Source organism: Mammaliicoccus sp. J-M40 (assembly GCF_022386395.1).
GTDB lineage: Bacteria > Bacillota > Bacilli > Staphylococcales > Staphylococcaceae > Mammaliicoccus > Mammaliicoccus lentus.
Map to the genome: position 1 here is coordinate 20,545 of NZ_JAJNIQ010000011.1, position 23,557 is coordinate 44,101.

The window sequence follows — 23,557 nt, forward strand, 5'->3', positions numbered from 1 at the left end:
TCCTTAACGACTATTATTCAGCGCTTTTTTAGCTGCATTTTGTTCAGATTCTTTCTTCGTTCGACCTTCACCAATTTCTAAAGCTTCCCCGTTTAATAACACCTCTGAGGTAAATAACTTGTGATGAGCTGGTCCACTTTCATCGAGTAGATGATAAGTAATGACACCTTTATTACGTCTATGCATGAACTCTTGAAGCTCAGTCTTATAATCTCTATTAGCGGTATAATTATCATCTATAACATGAGGGTAAACCACCTTATTTAAAAAGGTTTCTACACTTTCAATCCCCTTGTCCAAATACAATGCACCTACAAACGATTCAAAAGCATCAGCAATTAAAGACGGGCGTTCACGTCCGCCGGTCTTCTCTTCGCCTTTACCAAGAAGTAATAATTCGTTCATGTTCAAACTCATTGCAAATGTTACAAGTGATGGTTCACATACAATTGATGCGCGCAGTTTAGTTAACTTACCTTCAGGCAATAATGGAAATTTCTTATACAAAAACTGTGACACCGTCAATTCTAACACCGCATCTCCTAAAAATTCTAAACGTTCATTATGACTTAATTTATCCAGTTTAAAATCATTAATAAAACTAGAATGCGAAAAAGCTTGAATATAAATATCATAATTTTCAAATTCAATATCTAGATTAGACATAAACTGATCAAATTTAACTTTGAATTGCATTATGATTTGAGATTTGTTCTTAGACATTTGTTTCCTCCTAACATTATGTTTCCTATCTATTTTACGTTAAATATCATAAAAAAAAAAGAATATTATCATAAACTTATTTATCTAGACCACAATCGTAAACTATTGAGCAAAAATACATAAAAATACTCCTAATCTAAAAATTAATAAATAACAGATTAAGAGTATTTTAAGAAAAGCTTAACATTTATACCTTTAACATATTAATTGGGTCTAATAAACCACATTTCTGTTTCATAATTATGAGTAATACGTTGAGCTACTTCTGTCTTATCTTCACCGCCACCATACCAGTTTTGATCTAAGCTTTGGAATTGATTTAAATTACCATCAGCATTACCATTTGTAACAATAGCTGTATGGCCCGCTCCTGAGCCAAAATCTTCATTAAATACAACAATGTCACCTGGTTTAGCCACAAAAGATGGCGTGTTTTTATAAACAGTTGCCTCACCTGTAAAGTCATTTTCAGTAGGTATATCTTTAGCGTAGTCACCATGTAAACCATGACCATATAAATAATTCCAATAATAATTAACTAAATCGAAACATTGCCAACCATAATAGCCATCGAAGTCCCACCCTTTACCTTCTAATGAATTTATATAATCCATTGCAGCTGATGAAGACTTAGTTGCTTCTTCCTTAACTTTACTTGCTTTTTTATCATAATTTCTATGATCAACTTCAATATTCTGTATCTTAGGTGATTTATCTTTTGAGGTACCTTCCTTTGCATCAACTTGAGCATTCAAATTCAAAACTGCCAAACTCGTAAGTGCCATCGTTAATAAAAATTTTCTGTTACCTTTCATATATCCCCCTTATGATTTATGTATAGTAATTATTCCATATGGAATAATTACAACATTTTAACATAATAATAGATATGTGAATAGTTCATCATTTGTGTATGAGTGATTTAAAACTAACTATATCAGCATATAAAAAATCCCGTTAGGCATATACCTACGGGATTTTGTAAAGTGGATTATTTCTCTAATGATTCAATATATTTAACAGCGTCACCAACTGTGTTGATTTTTTCTGCTTCCTCATCAGGGATTTCCATATCAAATTCATCTTCTAATTCCATTACTAATTCAGCAATATCTAGAGAATCAGCACCTAAATCATCTTTAAATGAAGCTTCAGGTGTTACTTTTTCAGCGTCTACTCCTAGACGATCTACAATAATGTCTTTTACTTTATCGAAACTTGCCATTCCATTCACCTCCTTTAAATAATTTAAAACTTTTATATTTCACACTAACATGAATAATACCAAATTATTGCATGTACATGCCACCGTTAACATGAATTGTTTGGCCAGTAATGTAATTTGCTTTTTCACTCGCTAAAAATGCTACTGTGTGCGCAATATCACTATCTTCACCAAAACGATCTAAAGGTATCTGTGATTTCATTTGTTCTTTTAACTCGTCTGATAATTGATCAGTCATATCAGAAACAATAAATCCTGGTGCAACAGCATTACATGTAATGCCTCGAGATGCTAATTCACGAGCGAATGTTTTCGTCATACCTTCTACACCTGATTTTGTTGCAACGTAGTTAATTTGTCCTGGGTTACCTACTGAACCTACTACACTAGACAAGTTAATAATACGTCCTGATTTTTGTTTTAACATCGGTCTTGTAACTGCTTGTACACAGTTAAATACACCTTTTAAGTTTGTATTGATTACATCATCCCACTCGTTTTGTTTCATTCTCATAAGTAAGTTATCACGTGTGATACCAGCATTATTTACAAGTACGTCGATGGTTCCAAATTGATTTAATGTTTCTTTAATCATTGCTTTTACTTCGTCTTGTTCGCTTACGTTAGCTTGTATTGCGAATGCGTCTACGCCGAAAGTTTTTATTTCAGAGACAACTTCTTCTGCTTTTTCTTTATTCCCAGCATAATTGACTACAACGTTATAACCTTCTTCACCTAGTTGTAATGCTATTTTTTTACCTATGCCTCGAGAAGCGCCTGTTACAAGTGCAGTTTTTGTCATTATTCATTCCATCCTTTAACATCATCAATTGTTTGAATTGAAGTTATTTTAACATCTCTGCTTATTTTTTTAACAAGTCCTGATAAAACTTTGTTTGGACCTATTTCTATAAAGTGATCAACACCATCTGCAATTAAATATTCAATGGATTGACTATATTCAACTGGTGAGAACAATTGTTTTACCATATTTTCTTTAATAACGTTGTGATCTGTTTCTGGTTTAGCATGAACGTTTTGTACAATTGGGTGTTCTGCGTCGTGCCATTCAAATTGATCTATGTATGCTTTGAAATCTGCAGCAATAGTTTTCATCATAGAAGAATGGAAAGGACCAGATACTTTTAATGGCATAACACGTTTAGCACCTAATGATTTACCTTCTGATACTAATTTTTCAATTAAAGTTGTGTGACCAGAAACTACAATCTGACCAGGACAGTTTATGTTCGCTGGTTCTATTATTTCATCTTCTGTTGATAATTTTCCACAAATTTCTCTAACTTCATCAATATTTAATCCTAATACTGCAGCCATTGAACCTACGCCTTGAGGAAACGCTTCAGACATTAATAGTCCACGTTTATGTACAATTTGAACTGCATCTTCAAATTTTAATACGCCTTCTGATACTAATGCTGAATATTCACCTAAACTATGTCCTAGTGCATAATCATAGTTTATATCTTTTAAAGTATTCATCAGTGCAGTACTATGTGTTAATAAAGCTGGTTGCGTATATTCAGTTAAACCTAATATACCTTCTGAATCTTTAAACATAACATCTAATAAATCGAATGATAATGATTCATTAGCTCTATCTAGGATAGAAGTAGCGTTGATATCTGTTTGGTATAAATCTTCTGCCATACCTACTTTTTGTGATCCTTGACCAGGAAACATGATTGCTATTTTACTCAATTACATCACCTACTGCCTTTCTCATTTTATCTACGATTTTTGTATCTGCAGCGAGTTTTGCTTGTCTTATCGCGTTATAAAATGCACGCTCATTAGAAGAACCATGCGCTTTTACTACAACGCCATTTAATCCTAGTAACACAGAACCGCCATATTCTGCATAATCCATTTTATCACGAATTTTATTGATGTCTTTTTTTAATGTCAATGCAGCGAGTTTATTTTTAGTTGATGAAAACATTGCTTCTTTCATCATTTTAAAAATAGCACTAGCAGTACCTTCGATTGTTTTTAAGACCATATTACCACTATAACCATCTGCAACAACAACATCACATGCATCTAATAATAAAGATTTTGACTCTACGTTTCCAATAAAATTATCAAAACTTTCTTGTTTTAATAATTGGTATGTCTTTTTAGTTTGTTGATTACCTTTTGATTCTTCAGTACCAATGTTCAGCAAAGCTAATGATGGGTTATCAATGCTTCTAACTTGTTTAGCATAAATTTCGCCCATTTTTGCATATTGCACTAAATGTTCAGGTTTAGCATCAGAATTCGCACCAATATCTAAAAACACAAAACCTTTACCCGTAACCGTAGGGAATGTTGCGACAAGCGCTGGTCTTTCTATGCCTTTAATTCTTCCAACAATAAATAAGCCACTACTCATCAACGCTCCTGTATTCCCCGCAGATACACAACCTTCTGCCTTACCTTCTTTCACAGCCTGAGCCATTAATACCATAGATGCGTTTTTCTTTCTTTTTATAGCTCTTACAGGTTCATCATCCATTGTTATCTTCTCATCAGTATGTGTAAAAGTGATGCGTTCATGTTCAAAATTATATTTCTTTTCATCACCAAAAAGTAATATTTCTAAATCTGGAAAATCATTTACGGCATTTTTTACCGCTTCTATTACGATATCTGGAGCTTCATCTCCACCCATCATATCTACCGCAATTTTAACCATTTTTTTCACCCTCGCTTGCATAATACATTTCAAATTGTCCTTTAAATACTGTCTCTCCATGCACTGTACTTGTTACATCAACTTTAGCAATATGTTTAGATTTATTAATCACCGTAGCTTTAGCAATTACTCGCTCATTCAACTTAACTGACTTTATAAATTGTACAGAACCTTTAGTCGTTAAAGCTAATTCATCATTAATAAGTGCAACACATAGAGAATTTGCTTGGGCGAATATATAGTGCCCTCTCGCAATTTTATTTCTTGTAAAAACATGTTCATCTTTAATATCTAAAAGTGAAATTGCGGATTTATCTAATTCTATGTCTATAATTTCACCAATTACATCTTCTATCGGTAATGATTTAATTTCATCATGTTGTTTTGTTGCAACGTCTTTAATACGACGCCTTAATTCAGGAATGCCAAGCTCCATTCTATCTAATCTAATAGTTTGGATGCTTACATTAAAATATTCACTTAACGTTTCGTCAGTAACAAACGGTTCTTCTTTTAATCGATTTGTAAGTTCTTTCTGACGATTTGCTTTTGTTAATTTCATCTCATCCAAATCCATTCTATTATGTACTTATAGCTATAATTAGCACCTGCTATCATGACCTACCTTATTTATACTAACACGGGCACGACAATATTCTCAACAAATTATACAATAAAAAACGAGTGAAATTTATTTTTTTCACTCGCTTGGTCTTAATTATGCGCTTTTTTCTTCAATTGCTGTGTAAATCATACGTTCTTCAAACAATAAAGTATCAGGATTATAAGAATCACATGTAATTAAAGTGAGTTGGTTTGGCTTATCTTTATGCTCATTTAACACTTCTACTTGTGTTGGCTTAACGTTTTTAATATTATCAATTTTAAATGTTTTTTTACCTTCTTTAGTAATCAATTCTACTTTATCTCCAATTTTCGCTCTATCCAAATAGTTAAAGCGAATACCAGCACCTTCGACTCTATGACCAGCTATTGCAACATTTTGTTCTGTAAGTTTTTCACCTTCATCTACTAACGATAAACCATTTTTTAAATTTTGTTCTGTTGCAGGACCTTTAAAAATCGGCTCATTAATATCGGCTGTCGGTATTTTTAAATAACCAACCATATTATCATTTATTTCAAGCTCATTCATTTCCGTCTTCGTAATCCAAGATTCAACAGGATTTACTTTTACTTTATTATCTTGATTTTCGTATGAAGTAATCACTTTATCATTTACGCGTTCTGTAAAGTATGTTCTAACGTCATTCCAAAAGAATATCGTGATCGATACTAAAATGAGTAAAACACCAATTGTTCTTAATACCCATCTCATAATACTTACCTACTCTCAAATAATGGTAATTTAAATTTATACAATCGGCTTTCTCTTGTCAATCGAAATTTTGCTCTTCCATTGTTTCTTGTACTAACAGTCTCAATTTATCATATTTAGGTTTGAAAAACTCACCCGATTGAACCAATTCGCTTGCTTCATCTCTCGCTACTTCAAGCATTCTATAGTCTTCCACTATATTTGCTACTCTAAAGTCTGGTAAACCACTTTGTTTAACACCAAAGAAATCACCAGGGCCACGCATTTCTAAATCCCTTTCAGATAAATAGAAACCATCTGTAGATTCTGTCATAATATGCATTCGTTCAACACCACTTTCAGTTTTTGGTGAAGCAACAAGTGTACAGTAACTTTGATGATTACTTCTTCCTACTCTTCCTCTTAATTGATGTAGTGTCGATAATCCAAATCTATCAGCATCATATATTATCATAAACGTAGCATTTGGAACGTTAACACCTACTTCAACCACAGTTGTAGAAACTAAAATAGCAATTTCATTATTGCTAAATCGATTCATAATATGGTCTTTTTCATCCGATGTCATTTTACCGTGGAGTAAACCAACTTTTTCAGATCCAAACTTCAATTGTAGTTGTTCATATATAGCAGTAACATTTTGGACATCTAATGCTTCGCTCTCTTCAATGAGTGGACATATTACATAAGCTTGTCTACCTTTAACTATCTCACTATTAAGTTGATTTAACACACTATCGATTTCATCGTGTTTTGCCCACGAAGTGATGATTTCCTTACGACCCTTGGGCATTTGTTTAATAGAAGAGACGTCCATTTCTCCAAAAGCTGATATAGATAACGTTCTAGGGATGGGTGTCGCAGTCATAAATAATACATTTGTATCTGCACCTTTTTCTCTCAACTTTTTACGTTGATTCACGCCAAATCTATGTTGTTCATCAATAATAACTAAACCAATATCATTAAATTCAACATCATCTTGTATAAGAGCATGTGTACCTACTAATATATCTACTTGTCCAGCTCTTAATTGTTCAAGTAAAAGCTTTCTTTTTTTACCTTTTACCGAACTGGTTAATAAAGCCACGTTCAAACGACCTCCAAATAACTCGTCTAAACTAATAGCATGTTGTTCTGCCAAAATTTCTGTAGGGACCATTAATGCACTTTGCTTATTCGCATTAAACATTGCATAAATTGCAATAGCAGCCACAACTGTTTTTCCTGAACCAACATCACCTTGTAAAAGTCTGTGCATCTTTATAGGTGCTTTTAAATCTCTGAAAATCTCGTTCACGCTACTCTTTTGAGCATCTGTTAATTCAAATGGCAACGTATCTATAAATTCTTTAACATCTTGAACATTATAATTTAAACCTTCAATTTTGTTTGCTTCTTTTTCAAGCTTACTTAACCACTTCATTTTAAGTTGGAATAAAAATAGCTCATTAAAAGCAAAAGTTCTACGCGCCATTTTTAAATAATCAAACTCTATTGGTCTATGTAAAATTGGAATAACATCTTTTAAAGACATCAATTTATATTTACTAATTAAATCTTCTGATAACCATTCGTCAATATCTACTAAACTTAATGCTTGTTCAATATATTTATTAAGTTGCTTTTGCTTTAGTCCTTCTTTCAAACGATATATTGGCGTTAATGTATTGCCACCTTCTTGTCTTTCGGCCATTACTTTCTGTCCAGTAATAATCTGCTTTTTTTGCTCCCATTTTCCTTTTACAGTTACAGTTTCGCCCATTACTAAACGTTTTTTCAAATATGGTTGATTAAAGAAAGTCACTTTTACTGCAATATCATTTATCATCATATGACATGTGAGTTTCGAACGATTTCTACCAAAAAAAGCTACTGTTGGAGATGAATAAACTTCTCCTGTAACCGTCACGACATCACCATCTGATGCTTCATTTAAATTAATAACAGATTCATCTTCATAACGTGTCGGTAAATATAAAACTAAATCTTCTAATGTATGAATATTTAACTCATTCAATAATTGAAGACTTTTCGGGCCAACACCTTTTAATTCTTGTAGTTTGTGATTAGTATATATCAGATGTTGCTTTTTCATTTTTATCACCTAAATTAATTAATACTACTATTATAGAACATTTATATTTATTAAACCAATTGTTAAGAAAGTCATGAGACAAGATAATAGTAGTTTCCCTGAAATAATATGTACATAAACATATACTTTCAATACCGAAGATATAAATAAAAGCTCCTAAGCCGTTATCTAAAAACAACGGATTAGGAGCTTTACTATGAAATTAGGAATGTAATCCTTTCACATAGCACTTTTATTGTTTATAAATTTCCGAAGATTTCTTGTTTCAATCTTTCACCTGTTGGTGTACCTGCTAAGCCACCTCTACCTGTTTCTCGAAGCGCTGAAGGCATTGTTTGCCCTATTTTGTACATAGCTTCGATTACTTCATCTGTAGGTATTCGTGACGTTACACCTGCTAATGCCATATCAGCTGAAATAATAGCATTTGAAGCGCCAGCAGCATTACGTTTAACACATGGTACTTCTACAAGACCGGCTACTGGATCACATACTAATCCAAGCATGTTTTTCAGGCTGATCGCAAATGCTTCAGCAGACTGTTGTGGTGTACCTCCAGCCATTTCAACTGTAGCTGCTGCACTCATTGCTGCTGCAGATCCAACTTCAGCTTGACAACCGCCTGCAGCACCAGAAATTGAAGCATTATTAGCAACAACAAAACCAAATGCTCCTGTTGTGAATAGAAAATGAATCATATCTTCTCTTGATGGATTCAGGCGTTTTTTTAATGCAAACAATACGCCGGGCGCTACACCAGCAGACCCTGCTGTTGGCGTTGCACATATTTTACCCATCGCTGCATTTACTTCATTAGTCGCGACTGCTTTACTTACAGCATCTATCATTAAGTCTCCAGAAAGTGATTTACCGCTTTCTAAATAATCTTGTAATAATACAGCATCCATACCAGTTAATCCTGTAGTGGAAGTTACACCATTAATACCACGCTCTATAGCTTTCTCCATTGTATCAAGGTTGCGTTCCATATTTTTATACACTTCTTCTTTGGAGAGCTTTGTTACGCTTATTTCTTGTTCGATCATAACTTCGTATATTTTTTTATTTTCTTTTTCACATATTTCTATAAGTTCTTTTACACTTTGAAACATTATAACCCTCCTTTTTAACTTACCCCATTAATGACACAGTTTGTACGCCGTCAATTTCTTGTATTTTGTTTAATACTTCTTGTGGTATATCATCGTCCAATTCACAAGTCATTAAAGCGAGTTCACCTTTTTCTTTACGAGCTACTTGCATACTACCAACATTAATTCGATATTCACCAAAGACATTTGTAACTTTCCCAATTGTCCCAAAAGTATCTTTATGAAAGACAAGTAACGCTGGATAATTACCACTGATTGCTATCTTAAATCCATTTATGGCAACAATTTCAACTTTACCGCCACCTATAGAAATACCTTCTACTGAAATTTCTAATTCTTCATTACGCATACTAATAATCGCAGTGTTAGGATGTGATCTTTCTTCGAACATCTCTATAAAATTAACCTCAATACCTTGTTGTTCTGCATCTTTTAGACTTGTTTTAATTCTATCATCGTCTGTATCGTATCCTAAAAGACCACCCACAAGTGCGACATCTGTTCCATGTCCTTTATAAGTTTCCATAAAAGAACCATATAAATATATATCTACATGCTTCGGTTTCCCATTAAAAAGCCCTCTAGCTATTAAGCCGATTCTAACTGCCCCAGCAGTATGAGATGATGATGGTCCAACCATAACAGGACCTATAATGTCAAAGACACTTGTATATTTCATCAATTATCACTCATTTCTCTTTTGATTTCACCATACCATTATAACAACTTTACTAAATTTTGTAAGCGTTTTAAAACAGAAAAAACAACAACGTCAAATTATTAACATTGTTGTTCTTCATTGCTTTTAATTATTCAACTGAGAATAAGAATGAATAAATAGGTTGATCACCTTGATGTACTTCAATTTCAACATCTTCATAGTGTTCTTCAACATAACTTTCTAGTTTACTCACTTCTTCGTCAGTTGCATCTTCACCTTTAATGATTGTTAAAATCTCACTATCTTCATCTAGCATATCATCAATTAACTTTTGACTAACGGCTACATGATCAGAATCACTTACTTTAATTTTACCTTCATTAATTCCCATGAATTCGCCTTTTTTAATTGTGATACCATCAATATTCGTATCTCTTACCGCATAAGTAACAGATCCAGATTTAACGAATTGCATTGCATCTTCCATTTGTGCTTTGTTTTCTTCTATAGACTGCTCTAAATTGAAGTTTAACATTGCTGATAAACCTTGTGATACAGTCTTAGATGTAACGACAGCTACTGGAATATCAACTAATTGTTCAACTTGTTCAGCTGCCATAATGATATTTTTATTATTTGGTAGAATAATTGCTTTCTTACAACCAGATTCTTTTACTACTTTTACAATGTCTTCAGTCGATGGATTCATAGTTTGTCCACCGCTAATTACATGAGTTGCACCAAGCGATTTAAATAATTTAGTGATACCGTCACCCATTGAAATTGTAATCACTGCAGTGTCAATTTCTTCTTGTTTTTCTTGTTTTATTTTTTTATCTGCACTTTTTCTTAACACTTCTCTGTGTTGTTCGCGCATGTTTTCAATTTTCATTTTAATAAGTTCACCATATTGGCTACCGTAAGTTAACACTTCACCAGGCGTTTCTGAGTGTACATGGACTTTAACAATTTCATCATCAGAAATAACTAATAATGAATCACCAAATTCACTCATATCTTGTCTAAATTGTTCTTCATCAAATGGTTTTTTATCTTTATCGAATCGCACCATAATTTCTGTGCAGTAACCATAAACAATATCTTCTGTATCGATAATGCCGCCAAAATCATGATCATCATTTATAAATTCGTCAGTATCTACTTTTTCTCTGTTTGGAGCTATTTTTTCTCCTTTTAAAGTAGCAAGGAATCCTTCATAAACAAACATCAAACCTTGTCCACCACTATCGACAACACCTACTTCTTTAAGTACAGGTAGTTGGTTTGGTGTATTATCTAGTGCTACTTGACCTGATTCAATAACCGCTTCCATTACAGTAATAATATCGTCTGTTGTCTCAGCCGATTTTACAGCAGCCTCACCAGCTTCTCTTGCTACTGTTAGTATTGTACCCTCAACAGGTTTCATAACAGCTTTATACGCTGTATTAACACCTGCTTGGAACGCTTTAGCAAATTGTATAGCATCTATTTCATTTTCATTTTCAATTGATTTAGAAAAACCTCTAAATAACTGGGATAATATTACGCCTGAGTTTCCTCGCGCTCCCATCAATAAACCTTTAGAGAAAACTTTTCCTACTTCTCCTATATGTGCGCTGTTTTGGGTTTTCACTTCACCTGCGCCCGATGACATAGATAAATTCATGTTTGTACCTGTATCACCATCTGGAACTGGAAATACGTTTAAAGAATCTACAAAATCTGCATTGTTTGATAAACTATCTGATCCTTGAACGATCATATCAGCAAACAATTTGCCGTCAATCTTTTTCATACTCTAATTGCCTCCCTATGCTTCCTCATCATCATTAATCACACGAACACCTTGGATATATATGTTTACTGCGTTGACTTTTAATTTTAATGATTGCTCCAAAGTATATTTAACAGCAGATTGAACATTGTTTGCTATTTCTGAAATTTTAGTTCCATAACTCACAATTATATACATATCAACGTCAAGCACACCTTCATTTTGAGATACGATAACGCCTTTAGAGTAATTATCTCGCCCTAAAATCTCAGCAATTCCATCTCTTACTTGATGCTTACTTGCCATTCCAACAATACCATAACATTCTACAGCAGCTCCGCCTGCTAATGTTGCAATAACATCATTTGATATATCGATACTGCCATACTCATTTGTAATTTCTAAAGTCATGATTTCGTCCCTCCTAATAATCTAGAATATATACGTATTTATCTTCATTATTTATGTTCTTTTTAATTATACTTAAAATAACATTCAAATCGCAAGAATTCATCATTTTATTGTTTTTACGTAAGCAACGTTTTCACAAGATATAATTATAACAAATAAACTCAACTTTAAAATACTTTTAGCGAAATTTGTTGATATTTTTTCTTATTTTTGTAAATTAGATATTGAAATGGCATAATACGCGTGTTATATTATTAAAGTGTGTAAACGTAAATAAATGTGTATTTATATTTCATTAAAGGAGGATATTTATGGCTAAAGAATGTTTCGTAACAGGTCGTAAAGCTAGAACGGGTAACCATCGTTCTCACGCATTAAATGCTAACAAACGTCGTTGGAACGCTAACTTACAAAAAGTTAGAATTTTAGTTGACGGTAAACCTAAACGTGTATGGGTTTCTGCTCGTGCTCTTAAATCAGGTAAAGTTACACGCGTTTAATGAATATAAGTCACATATAGTAAAGAGAACCTTTGTGTGGAAGGTTCTCTTTTTTTATATGTCTTTACTTTGAATAATTAATACATTTCCTAACTCAACTTGTACGAAACCTCGTTCCAATCCCTCTTTAAACTCATTGCTAATGGTTAACGTAGAACCTTGATCTAGTGTTGTAAACGGCAATTCATATTTCAATTCATCCAATTTAATTCTAATACCTGTATTTAAAGGTACAAATGATACATAAGTCATATCTTCTACTCTAAATATTTCGTGTTTCCCAGGTTTTAAAACACTTATATGATTTTGTTGATCAATAAGTGAAATTTTAAAATCTTGCTTTAAAAATTCTGGTTTTGTTAAAATTTGAACCGCGCCCATATAGTGATCTAATCTGCCACCTGTTGCGCCATAAATTTCTATTTCAGTATATCCCATATCAACCGCTAAATTTACTGCTAACGCTAAATCTGTATCATCTTTTTCTTTCTTGACGGGGTAAACATCTATAGCTTTCCTTATTTGTTCTAACTCTTGTTCATTAACAGAATCAAAATCCCCAACTGCTGATACAGGCTTGGTTTGATTGTTAACCAACTCTAAAGTGCCTCTATCTACACCGATCCAGTCTACATTTTTATCATCAAATAGATTAGATGGAATATTTCTTACGCTACATAATAATTTTACTTTCAAAGTTAATCACCCTTTAATTTAAGTACAGGTTGCTTATAATCATCATGTTTAAAATAATAAGATCCTGCTACTAATATATCAGCGCCCTTGTCTATGCATTGAGCACTTGTGGTTTCGTTGATACCACCATCGACCTCTATTTCAAAGTTTAAACCGTGTTCTTGTCTGTACTCATTTAACCATTCTATTTTATCTAAAGTTGTTTCTATGAATGATTGGCCACCAAACCCAGGATTAACTGTCATGATTAATACAAAATCAACATCTTGTAATATTTGAGCTATTAACTGCACAGGCGTTCCTGGGTTGATAACGACTCCAGCTAATTTATCATGTGACTTTATTTGTTGTATAGCTCTATGGATATGCGGTGTTGCTTCATAATGAACTGAAACCATGTCACTACCAGCTTCACAGAATAAATCAATCATTTGTTCTGGATCTTCAATCATTAAGTGTGTATCAATCGTCATATCAGTTATTTTTCTTAATGATTCTAGTATTGGTAACCCTATTGAAATGTTAGGAACAAATTGTCCATCCATCACGTCAAAATGTAATATATCTGCTCCACTTTCACGAACTTTATCTACTTCTTCTTTTAAAATTGAAAAATCACATGCTAATAGTGACGGTGCTATTTTGACCATTAATATCTTACCTTTCTATTTTGTATTTCTTCGAATAACGCTACATAATGATTATATCTCGTTTTATAAAATTCTCTTTCTTCGATTAAAGTTTTAACTGCGCACTTTGGTTCGTTAATATGTGTACAATTTCTAAATTTACATTCTGATTTTACTTCTTCAAATTCAGGAAAATAATTTGTTAAATCTTCTTTTTCAATATGAGAAAAATCCAATGCACTAAACCCTGGAGTATCAGCCAAAAATCCATCTTCCATTTCAAAAAGTTCGACATGTCTAGTAGTATGTTTTCCTCTATTTAATGCTTTAGAAATCTTGTTTGTTTCAATATTTAAGTCTTCAAATAATCGATTCATCATAGATGACTTTCCTACACCTGACTGACCACTTAAGACGATAATACCTTTTATGAGCGGTTTGATTGTTAATGACAAATCATCGTCATTACCGACAAAAATTGTTTCATAGCCAATCATTTTATATTCATTTAACAACTGTTTAATCTGTGCGCTTTGTTCATCAGTAGCCAAGTCTTTTTTTGTGACACATATGACTGGTGAAATATTATATGAATGAACTACGACTAAAAAACGGTCCAAAAGCTGTTGACTCAGTTCTGGTTCTACTGCGCTCATCACTACAATTACTTTATTAATGTTCGACACAGGAGGTCTTAGTAATATATTCTCTCTTTCATGAATATGTTGAATATAGCCACCGGTTTCATTCTCTACTTGAAAATCAACAATATCCCCAACTGTTGGTGATGTTTTCTTTTTACGAAATAAACCTCTAGCTTTTGTTATATAAACTCCATCTTCAGTTTGAACCGAATAATCGCCGCTAATCGATTTTATTATACGACCTGTTTTCAATTTAACACCTACCTATTTTTTTATTATAGCTAACTATAAGTTTATGGTTTCTTAAACGATACCACGACTTCAGTTCCTTCATCAATCTCACTTTTTATATCGATATCTGCATCATGATATTGAATAATTGATTCTACTATAGATAATCCCAAACCATTGCTGTCTGCATGGATATTATGTGATTGATCACCTTTATAAAATCTATCTTTTATTTGTGATAGTTGTTCTGGTGACATGCCGAAACCTTCATCGATGATAGAAACATACGTTTTGTTTTCATCATAAAATAATTTAATTTGAATCATACTAAATTCTGGTGAATATTTAATAGCATTGTTTAAAATATTATAAAATGCTTGATATAGCAACTTAGAGTTCCCTTTAATATTTATTTCTTCTAAATCAAACATAACTGACATATCTTTTTCATCAATAAAATAATTTAAATTTCTCACTATGTCTTTTAATAACTTATCTAGCTCTATATCATCATCAAAAGTTAAATGTTCATTGTTATCTAATTCAGATAACAATAACAGTTGCTTCGTCAAATTACTCAATCTATAAGCTCTGCTATAAATATCTTCAATAATTTGAGTTCTCTTATCTGCGTTTTCTTCATGTTCAAGTTCTCTTAGTAAGCTTAAAATTGATTGTAATGGTGATTTAATTTCATGGGATACATTTTGAACGAAAGATTGACGCATTGTATCTAGTTGTTTTAATTCATCTCTCATCCTTATAAACCTTTGTTGAAGTACCCCAATTTCATCATCACGAGTTACTTTAATATCAACATCAAAATTACCCTTACCTATAGCTTTAGTTGTTCGCATCAACCTTCTAATTGGCGTTGTTAACGAATAGCTAGAGAACATAACTAGTATGAGTGAAATTATAATTAATAAAACAAGTAATATCGCTAAGAATACTCTAAATTCACCTAACATCGTCCCTACGCTTGGTCTCATGAATAAGGCATAATGTTCTCCATTATGATTGATTTTAAGACCTACTGTATTTCTCGTTTCATTGTCAAAGAAGCCTGTTATAAAAATATTAAATGGTCTTTGTTTTATTCCATGATAATCTTTACCATCTAAAACTTTCGTAACTTCACCTTTGGCTAAATTAAATTTCCTAAATGAATCACCATAGTAAGTAGCTTTTTGTTTTTCATCATATAGAATGGCTTGATAATGCAAATCACTAACGTGATTTAAATATGTATCCAAAGATACACCTTCATCATCATCAATATACTTTTGTACTTTTTTTAATGTTTGCATGACTTTTTGGTCGTTTTTATTTTTCAAATCTATATGATAATAAATATTGGTTAAAACGAATCCTAGAACAGAACTTATTATCATTACTACAATCGTATAAATGGTGATACGCTGAGCTAATGATTTAAACTTCACCTTCTAGCACCACCTTATAACCAACACCTCTTACAGTTTTAATAAGCACGTCGCTATTTAATTTTTCAAGTCTTTTTCTTAAACGTTTGACATGAACATCTAACGTTCTTTCATCACCTTCGAAATCTAATCCCCAAACAACTTCTATAATGCGTTCTCTTTGTAACACTTTATCTTTGTTCCTCATTAAATAATCTAATAGTGTAAATTCCTTTTTGGGTAGTAGCATTGATTTTTGATTAATGGTTATTTCCATATCGATAGAATTAACTGTAGTATTGCCTATTTTCAATTCGTTAGAAGTATTAATTTGAAACCTTCTAAGAACAGCTTTAATTCTAAAAATTAATTCTTTCATTTCAAATGGTTTAGTAACGTAATCGTCCGTACCAGCTAAAAATGCATTTTCTTTATCACTAAGTTCATCCCGAGCAGTTAACATAATGACTGGTACATCAAAGCTGTCTTTTAGCATTTTACAAAGTTCAAACCCATCAATACCTGGCATCATAATATCGACAACAGCAATATCTATATGTTGATGCTCTACAACATCTAAAGCTTCTTCTCCATTTAAACTCGTAATAACATGTATATTTTCACGCTCTATTTCTCTTTTTAAATCATTCAAAATAAATCGATCATCATCTACAACTAAACAGTTAACCAAGCTATCACCTCTTACTTCCTATCATACCAAAAATTGAATAAAAATTTCTCATAATACCTTATTTTTCTATTTAATTTATGAAAAAATATGAGGCTAGGACATAAAATAAATGTCTCAGCCTCATATACATTATCATTTATAAAATCACTTTCATTTTATACGTTTCGGTTAACTAGTGCGTTAACATTTGTGATAATCATTCCGTCAACAACACGACCAGGTAATTTATTTAAATTAACAGACGTATCTTGATCTTTTTTAACATCGTAAGAAATATTTTGAGCGAAATATTTCATTGTTTCTTCCATTATAATTATTGTCATCCATTCACCAGCACAACGGTGATTTGTGTAATAATCTCCGCCACCTTGCGGAATTAAGTCGAATGGACTACCGTCCCAATCGTTAAAGCGATTAGGATAGAATCTTTCAGGATTTTCCCATAGACCATCTCTGTGTAATGTACCGTAAATATCTAATACTAAGAAAGTATCTTTTTCGATTGTATAACCTTCAAAATCAATATCTACCGCAGCTTTACCTGGTAAATAAGGTACGAATGGATAGAATCTTCTAACTTCTTGGATAAATTTATAAGCGTAGTCATCTTCATTATTAAAGACGCGTTCTGCTTCACCAGGATAATCATGGAAAGCTTTTACACCAAAGCTTACAAAACGGTTAATCGCAACTAATGGACGAACAACGTTCATTAAATCAATAGAACATAATCTAGAATCCATTAAGTTACCTTCGAAATCTTCCCAATGACTAAATTCGTATAATGCTGTACCTTGTGGTGGGTTTATTTTACCTTCACGAACAGCAATAATTTGATTTTCAAGGAAAGTCTCTACACGATCTCTTGCTTGTTTAGCTTCTCTATATCCTTTAAATACTGTGCCGATATTTTTAAATGAATCAATCATTGTATCCATATCTGCTGCACATTGTTCGATTTCTTCAGGAGAAGCAATAATACCAGCCCATCTAAAGCCAATTTTTGTTAGCATTAAGATCGATTCTTTATAAACATTCACTTCGTCCATTCTTTCCATACGCTCAGTATTCATGAACCAATGATTACGTGTTAGTTCTCTTAAATACTCTAAGTTCTCTTCAGTCATTAAAGACATAAATAGTGCTTTACGATCAATATGTTTTTTGCCGCCAGTAGTATGTATAGCACCTTTACCAAACAAAGTATTTACAATACGTTTAGGTAGTGTTCCTTGTCTTTCAATTAAATCATTATTATAGAATAATTCAGCAGCTTCTTTACCACTTATTACGACAGTTCTACGTCCACCTAATGCTCTTAATTCAAAAATATTTGTGTCATGTTTTTCAAGTCTATTTGGTACATATTCGTATGCTTCTTTTAATACTGTAATAGTATTATCAAGACCTCGTTCTCTTGGTATATTCTTACCCATAAATATGATTGCCCCCTAAATTATTGTAAATTTCATATACTTTCATATTATTTCATTTTCTGACGAAATAATCAATTAACATCTATTATTAATAGCAAATTTAATATCGTAATCATATAATGCGTGTCTTTTTGACCATTCAATGAGCTCATTTGGATAGACCATTGAATCATAATTTTTTCTTTTTAGATTATAAACAGGATAGCTTAATAGAAAACGTTGGTCTATCTTCTCCTCAACCAAATCCATATATGATAAATCACCTTTTGTAGGTCTACCAATTACGTTAACTATGTTTGAATTTTGAACTTTTTGAACAAACCATTCTGCAGCCGTCTCTGTATCTTTGTCTATTATAATTGTTATATCTTCGAAGCGACTTAGTCCTGTGAATTCAATTTGATTATCATCAAAATATTGCCAATTTCCTTCTGTTTGATCGATAATATTTTGATAAAAAGCTTGTTCATTCATTTCTTCAGACTCTTTATACAGCTTTTCAAGTTTTCTTATAAATAAATTTGTATGTTTTTCAATTGTAGTTTCAACTTGCGCTTCATTAGTTCCAACTTGCGAGCGTAAGCCAACCTCATAAAAATATGGTATTAAAAATTCAGCGATGCTTAATCTGTCGAAATTCGCATTTCTTACGTCAAATATGATTCGAGAACTTTTAATTTTTGATAATTGATATAATGCATCAATTGTTTGTTCAAATGAAATATTACCTTTAATATTTACAATTGGAATTTCATCTCTTTCATAAATTCGAATTTGTGCCTCTTCTTTGAATATATACTTTTTTAATTCGAAATGGTAAGATTGATGACTTCTATTTATATCAACATCATTTTGCAATGTTAAAATATGATGCCAATCTTCACGATGATAAGGTTCCTCACCTAAAATACGATGATATCTTTTTCGACAATATTCAATTCCATCTCCAGAAAGTGCTGTAATTTCATCACCTACTACAAATCTCAGGTCATCCGTTACTTCAGTGACAATTAAAGCATCTTTAGTAGCTCTTACTTTAAATCCAACTTGTTGCTTTTGTTCTTTTAAGGCTGTTAAGCTACTATACTTTATGTTTGCATCATAGAAATAATTATTAATCACTTCGATAAACACTTTATCTGTTAGTTGAGGTGAGTTCACTATATTTTCATACTCTTTGTATACTTCAAGTATAGATTCTTGTGTATTTATATTATGTTCAACTTGTTTATGAATATATTCAAATATTGATACATATGGCAACATTTCATTCACCTCATAACCGTTTTCTAAATTTTACTAATAACAACTGCTGAAATCAATTATTTTTTAAATTCGTTAATTCCCCTAATAAAAAAGTAGTAAAAATCCTTAATAACAGAACTTTTACTACTTATAATTGTCTTGGACATTTTAAAATTTAAATGTTTTAGAAATCATCATAATCAATCTCGTTACTTTCTATTTCTTTGCCGTCTACTACAACACGATACTCTGCTGATTCATCTTCAGGTATTACGAAATTTAAAGTTTTGGTTGTATCTTTTTTAATAGTGAAAGTTTCAGTAGCATCTTTTATTTTATGTGATTTATCTTTAATAAATATTTCTACTTTTTGACCTTTTTTACTATCAGAACCTGTAAAAGGTATATAAACTGTTTGATTATACGTTTTATCACTTAAACTATCTTCATCATCTTTGTCTTCATCTTTTGAATTTTCTTCATCTGAATCCGATTTTTCTTTTTTACCATTAGATATATTAAAGTATATTGTTGAATCTACAGGTAATTGTACATTTTTATATGACTGTTTAACGATAGTGTCTTTTGACTTTTTAGAATCTACTTCTTTAGTTTCTACTTTAAATCCTAAATCCTCTAATTCAGATTTAGCAGTATCTATATTTTCACCTGTATAATCTTTTACAAAAGCTTGTTCAACACCAATAGATTTAGTTAAAATAATCGTGGTATCTTTAGGCACAACTTTACTGCCTGGCTCAATACTTTGATTAATTATAGACCCTTCAGTAGCACTATCATATTCCTCTTTTATTCTTACAGAATCAAAACCGCTTTTCTCTAGTTTTTCTTTAATTTCTTCACTGGATTTCCCAATATAGTCTTCGACTGTAAAAGTTTCTATACCTTTAGAAATCACTAAATCAACTTTAGTCATTTCTTTAACTCTTGTTCCTACTTTTGGCGAAACTTTCATTACTTCGCCTTCTTTGAAATTATTACTGAAATCTTCTGTAATTTTGCCTTTTCTCAGACCTTTTTCATCTATTAGCGCCATTGCTTCACCTCTAGATTTACCAAGTAAATTTGGTACATCTTCATACTTAGGAGCAGTCAAAGCAAAACCAATAGCGCCTAAAAGCATGAACACTAATAAAATCGGAACAAATATAATCAACCATTTGCTCTTTTTACGTTTTGGTTTACTACTTTCATTGTTTTGAGCTGAATTAGTCTGACTGTTAGACGCCGAAGCAACAGGTACAGCTTTTGTATGTTCATTGGAACTTTCTGATTTAACAACTGGTATCGTCTTTGTCTCAGAATTTGTATTATATCTTGGCGTTTCATCTTTTCTTTCATCATCCAAAGCTGTCTGTAAATCAAAATACATTTCGTCTGTATCTCGATATCTTAAAGCTTTTTCCTTTTGAGTTGCTTTCATTATTACATTTTCAACGCTTTGTGGGATAGATGGTCGTTCTTCTTTCACAGATGGTATTTCTTCTTGAATATGTTTAATTGCCACACTAACTGGCGTTTCTCCACTAAAAGGTGGATGACCAGTTAGTAATTCATAAAGTACAATACCGATTGAGTATATATCTGAAGATTCATCTGTAGATTGACCTTTAGCTTGTTCAGGAGACAAATATTGTACCGATCCCATTACATGGTTGGTTTCAGTTAATGCTGTTTCACTTAAAGCTCTAGCAATTCCAAAATCTAATATTTTTAAAGTGCCATGTTGAGTCATTAAAATATTTTGTGGTTTTATATCGCGATGGATAATTCGGTGATGATGTGCATGAGCAATACCCTTTAATATTTGAAGCGTCATTTCAATCGCTTCTTCAGCAGATAATCGACCTTCTTTAATTAAATATTCTTTCAAAGTTGGTCCTTCTATATATTCCATTACTAAATAGTAACAATTATCATCTTCTTCAACATCTAAGACGTTCACAATATTATTGTGGCTTAAGATTGTTGTGTTTTGAACTTCTCTTTCGAAACGTTCGACAGTTTTTTCTTTTTCATAAGGCGGTATATTGATAACCTTTACTGCAACTTTACGATCTAATATATTATCTTTTGCTAAATAAACATTGCTCATACCACCGCCACCTAAATACTTCACAAACTCATAGCGACCGGCGATTATGCGACCTATCATATTTTTCCACCTTCGAATGGACATAATATAAGTGAAATATTATCTTTCCCTTCGGCGTTAATGGTAGCGTCTATCAAATCTTTACCTATTTCATCAACTGTTCCTTCATGAGACATGATAATTTCTTGAACATCATTTTCATGTAAATAATCTGTTAAACCGTCTGAATTTAATAATAAATAATCGTAGAATTTAGTATTAAAATAAAATACATCGGCGATAACACGTTTATCTGTACCCATAACTTTAGTAATAATATTTTTTTGTGGATGAGTAAATGCTTCTTCTTTTGTTATTTCTCCAATCGAAACAAGATGATTAACAAATGTATGATCATCTGTTAATTGCATCATTTCTCGATTATTAATCAAGTAAGCACGTGAATCACCAATATTTGCCACTACGACATCTTTTTCGTAAATTAATACACAAACACATGTAGTTCCCATGCCTCTATATGCATCGTGGCTCATCGATTCGTTATATAAATGTCTATTGATTTCTGATAAGTTCGATTTCAACCATGCTTCAGCTTGTTCAAATTCAATATAATTTTCATTTTCGAATCTTTCTTTAAGTGAATCATTCACAAATTGACTTGCAACTTCTCCTGCAGCGTGGCCTCCCATTCCATCACAAATTACAAGTAATTCTTGACCAGTCTGGTTTACATAGATTCCACCTGCATCTTCATTTTGTTCCCGAAATTGACCGACATCTGTAAAAAAACGTGCTTCCATGATTTGTTACCTCGTTTCTTCTTTTCGCTCTTTTGCTCTTAATTGTCCGCATGCAGCATCAATGTCTGCACCTTGGTTACGTCTAATTGTAGCATTGATACCTCTTCTTTTTAATTCATTTTCGAATTTAAAGATATCTTCTTTTGTTGTTTTAACATAGTCGCGCTCTGGTACATGATTTACTGGAATTAAATTCACATGGCAATTTAAATGTTTAATCATTTCTGCTAGTTGTCTCGCATGATGAACTTGGTCATTCACGCCTCCAAATAAACCATATTCAAATGTTATACGACGATTAGTTTTTTCTACGTAATATTCAATAGCTTCCATTAATTTATCTAAATCATATGCTCTGTTAATTGGCATTAATCTTGAACGTGTTTCATTATCAGCAGCATGTAAACTTAAAGCAAAGTTAATTTGTAATGATTCATTTGCGAAATCGTAAATTTTTGGAATGATACCTGAAGTTGAAACTGTAATGTGACGCGCACCAATATTTAAACCTTTGTCATGGTTAATAATTTTTAAGAAGCCCATCATTTCATCATAGTTCTCAAATGGTTCACCAATACCCATAATAACAACTTGGCTTACTCTCTCATCAGTTTCATCAAGTGCTTTTTGTACTGTTAGAACTTGAGATACAATTTCTCCCGCTTCTAAGTTACGTTTTAATCCACCTATAGATGATGCACAGAATGTACAACCGATACGACAACCTACTTGAGTCGTTACACAAACGGAATTACCATACTCATGTCTCATTAAAACTGTTTCAATTGTGTACCCATCTTGAAGTTCAAATAAAAATTTTATCGTGCCATCTTTACTTTCTTGTTTAACTGCTACTTCTAATGTAGTGATTTCAAATGATTGAGCTAATTTTTCTCTTAATTCTTTTGATAAATTTGTCATTTCGCTAAAAGAATTTATTCTTTTTACATACAGCCAATCAAAAATTTGTTTTGCTCTAAATTTTGGTTCTGATTGTTCTACTAACCAATCTTCCAATTCTCCCAACTGTAAAGAATATATTGAAGGTCTTTCAAAGTTAGGCATAAATTTATTACGCTTTTTCTGTATCGCGGGCAT

24 protein-coding genes are annotated in these 23,557 nt (G+C 32.1%); 1 reads left to right on the forward strand and 23 read right to left on the reverse strand.

The features are described from left to right. Positions 1–3: 3 nt before the first annotated feature. The 13 genes from rnc to LQ688_RS11250 form a co-directional block, all read right to left on the reverse strand. Positions 4–723 carry a ribonuclease III gene (rnc, locus tag LQ688_RS11190; RefSeq protein ID WP_017000111.1) on the reverse strand — a complete coding sequence of 240 codons (720 nt, stop codon included), beginning with the start codon at positions 721–723 and terminating at the stop codon, positions 4–6. Between the two features lie 203 nt (positions 724–926). Beyond that, entirely contained in the window at positions 927–1,538 is a 612-nt protein-coding gene (locus tag LQ688_RS11195) for a CHAP domain-containing protein (RefSeq protein WP_017000112.1), read from the reverse strand. 176 nt (positions 1,539–1,714) lie between these two features. After that, positions 1,715–1,948, reverse strand: a complete 234-nt coding sequence (locus LQ688_RS11200; RefSeq protein WP_017000113.1) for an acyl carrier protein — start codon at positions 1,946–1,948, stop codon at positions 1,715–1,717. 64 nt (positions 1,949–2,012) lie between these two features. Continuing rightward, positions 2,013–2,750 (reverse strand): 3-oxoacyl-[acyl-carrier-protein] reductase, encoded by a 738-nt coding sequence (fabG, locus tag LQ688_RS11205; protein WP_064204046.1) that lies wholly within the window; start codon positions 2,748–2,750, stop codon positions 2,013–2,015. After that, a complete protein-coding gene (fabD, locus tag LQ688_RS11210) occupies positions 2,750–3,670 on the reverse strand; it encodes an ACP S-malonyltransferase (protein ID WP_064204047.1) in 921 nt (306 codons plus the stop codon). The genes fabG and fabD overlap by 1 nt, the downstream gene beginning before the upstream one ends. Beyond that, on the reverse strand, positions 3,663–4,649 hold the full coding sequence (gene plsX / locus LQ688_RS11215) for a phosphate acyltransferase PlsX (protein ID WP_064204048.1): 987 nt from the start codon (positions 4,647–4,649) through the stop codon (positions 3,663–3,665). The genes fabD and plsX overlap by 8 nt, the downstream gene beginning before the upstream one ends. Continuing rightward, positions 4,642–5,211 carry a transcription factor FapR gene (gene fapR, locus LQ688_RS11220; protein ID WP_026023680.1) on the reverse strand — a complete coding sequence of 190 codons (570 nt, stop codon included), beginning with the start codon at positions 5,209–5,211 and terminating at the stop codon, positions 4,642–4,644. Before fapR ends, plsX begins: the two co-directional genes overlap by 8 nt. A 156-nt stretch (positions 5,212–5,367) precedes the next feature. Continuing rightward, positions 5,368–5,988, reverse strand: coding sequence for a class A sortase (locus LQ688_RS11225; protein ID WP_082892475.1), 621 nt, complete (start codon positions 5,986–5,988; stop codon positions 5,368–5,370). 58 nt (positions 5,989–6,046) lie between these two features. Continuing rightward, positions 6,047–8,086, reverse strand: coding sequence for an ATP-dependent DNA helicase RecG (recG, locus tag LQ688_RS11230; protein ID WP_239724737.1), 2,040 nt, complete (start codon positions 8,084–8,086; stop codon positions 6,047–6,049). A 239-nt stretch (positions 8,087–8,325) separates the two neighbouring features. Further along, positions 8,326–9,198, reverse strand: coding sequence for an L-serine ammonia-lyase, iron-sulfur-dependent, subunit alpha (sdaAA, locus tag LQ688_RS11235; RefSeq protein WP_239724736.1), 873 nt, complete (start codon positions 9,196–9,198; stop codon positions 8,326–8,328). 19 nt (positions 9,199–9,217) lie between these two features. Further along, positions 9,218–9,877 carry an L-serine ammonia-lyase, iron-sulfur-dependent subunit beta gene (gene sdaAB, locus LQ688_RS11240; protein ID WP_017000121.1) on the reverse strand — a complete coding sequence of 220 codons (660 nt, stop codon included), beginning with the start codon at positions 9,875–9,877 and terminating at the stop codon, positions 9,218–9,220. A 130-nt stretch (positions 9,878–10,007) separates the two neighbouring features. After that, positions 10,008–11,657, reverse strand: a complete 1,650-nt coding sequence (gene fakA / locus LQ688_RS11245; RefSeq protein ID WP_017000122.1) for a fatty acid kinase catalytic subunit FakA — start codon at positions 11,655–11,657, stop codon at positions 10,008–10,010. 15 nt (positions 11,658–11,672) lie between these two features. Next, a complete protein-coding gene (locus tag LQ688_RS11250) occupies positions 11,673–12,047 on the reverse strand; it encodes an Asp23/Gls24 family envelope stress response protein (protein WP_017000123.1) in 375 nt (124 codons plus the stop codon). A 311-nt stretch (positions 12,048–12,358) separates the two neighbouring features. Between LQ688_RS11250 and rpmB the strand changes: the two genes are divergently transcribed. Beyond that, positions 12,359–12,547, forward strand: a complete 189-nt coding sequence (gene rpmB / locus LQ688_RS11255; RefSeq protein WP_017000124.1) for a 50S ribosomal protein L28 — start codon at positions 12,359–12,361, stop codon at positions 12,545–12,547. A gap of 54 nt (positions 12,548–12,601) precedes the next feature. On the opposite strand, the gene LQ688_RS11260 is transcribed toward rpmB, so the two are convergent. The 10 genes from LQ688_RS11260 to rlmN form a co-directional block, all read right to left on the reverse strand. Then, positions 12,602–13,243, reverse strand: a complete 642-nt coding sequence (locus tag LQ688_RS11260) for a thiamine diphosphokinase (protein WP_239724735.1) — start codon at positions 13,241–13,243, stop codon at positions 12,602–12,604. A gap of 2 nt (positions 13,244–13,245) precedes the next feature. Further along, positions 13,246–13,893 carry a ribulose-phosphate 3-epimerase gene (rpe, locus tag LQ688_RS11265; protein WP_017000125.1) on the reverse strand — a complete coding sequence of 216 codons (648 nt, stop codon included), beginning with the start codon at positions 13,891–13,893 and terminating at the stop codon, positions 13,246–13,248. Further along, positions 13,893–14,768, reverse strand: coding sequence for a ribosome small subunit-dependent GTPase A (gene rsgA / locus LQ688_RS11270; RefSeq protein ID WP_064211540.1), 876 nt, complete (start codon positions 14,766–14,768; stop codon positions 13,893–13,895). The genes rpe and rsgA overlap by 1 nt, the downstream gene beginning before the upstream one ends. 41 nt (positions 14,769–14,809) lie before the next feature. Beyond that, positions 14,810–16,192, reverse strand: a complete 1,383-nt coding sequence (locus LQ688_RS11275; RefSeq protein WP_239724734.1) for a sensor histidine kinase — start codon at positions 16,190–16,192, stop codon at positions 14,810–14,812. Next, positions 16,182–16,862, reverse strand: coding sequence for a response regulator transcription factor (locus LQ688_RS11280; RefSeq protein WP_017000128.1), 681 nt, complete (start codon positions 16,860–16,862; stop codon positions 16,182–16,184). The genes LQ688_RS11275 and LQ688_RS11280 overlap by 11 nt, the downstream gene beginning before the upstream one ends. 155 nt (positions 16,863–17,017) lie before the next feature. Further along, complete coding sequence (locus tag LQ688_RS11285; protein ID WP_239724733.1) at positions 17,018–18,298, reverse strand: cytochrome P450; 1,281 nt, start codon at positions 18,296–18,298, stop codon at positions 17,018–17,020. Between the two features lie 75 nt (positions 18,299–18,373). Continuing rightward, positions 18,374–19,564, reverse strand: a complete 1,191-nt coding sequence (locus LQ688_RS11290) for a S41 family peptidase (protein WP_064211541.1) — start codon at positions 19,562–19,564, stop codon at positions 18,374–18,376. 163 nt (positions 19,565–19,727) lie between these two features. Next, complete coding sequence (gene pknB / locus LQ688_RS11295; RefSeq protein ID WP_017000131.1) at positions 19,728–21,719, reverse strand: Stk1 family PASTA domain-containing Ser/Thr kinase; 1,992 nt, start codon at positions 21,717–21,719, stop codon at positions 19,728–19,730. Further along, the gene (locus LQ688_RS11300; protein WP_026023681.1) at positions 21,716–22,462 is read right to left on the reverse strand and encodes a Stp1/IreP family PP2C-type Ser/Thr phosphatase; all 747 of its coding nucleotides are present in this window, start codon (positions 22,460–22,462) and stop codon (positions 21,716–21,718) included. Before LQ688_RS11300 ends, pknB begins: the two co-directional genes overlap by 4 nt. A 3-nt stretch (positions 22,463–22,465) precedes the next feature. Next, a complete protein-coding gene (gene rlmN, locus LQ688_RS11305; protein WP_017000134.1) occupies positions 22,466–23,557 on the reverse strand; it encodes a dual-specificity RNA methyltransferase RlmN in 1,092 nt (363 codons plus the stop codon).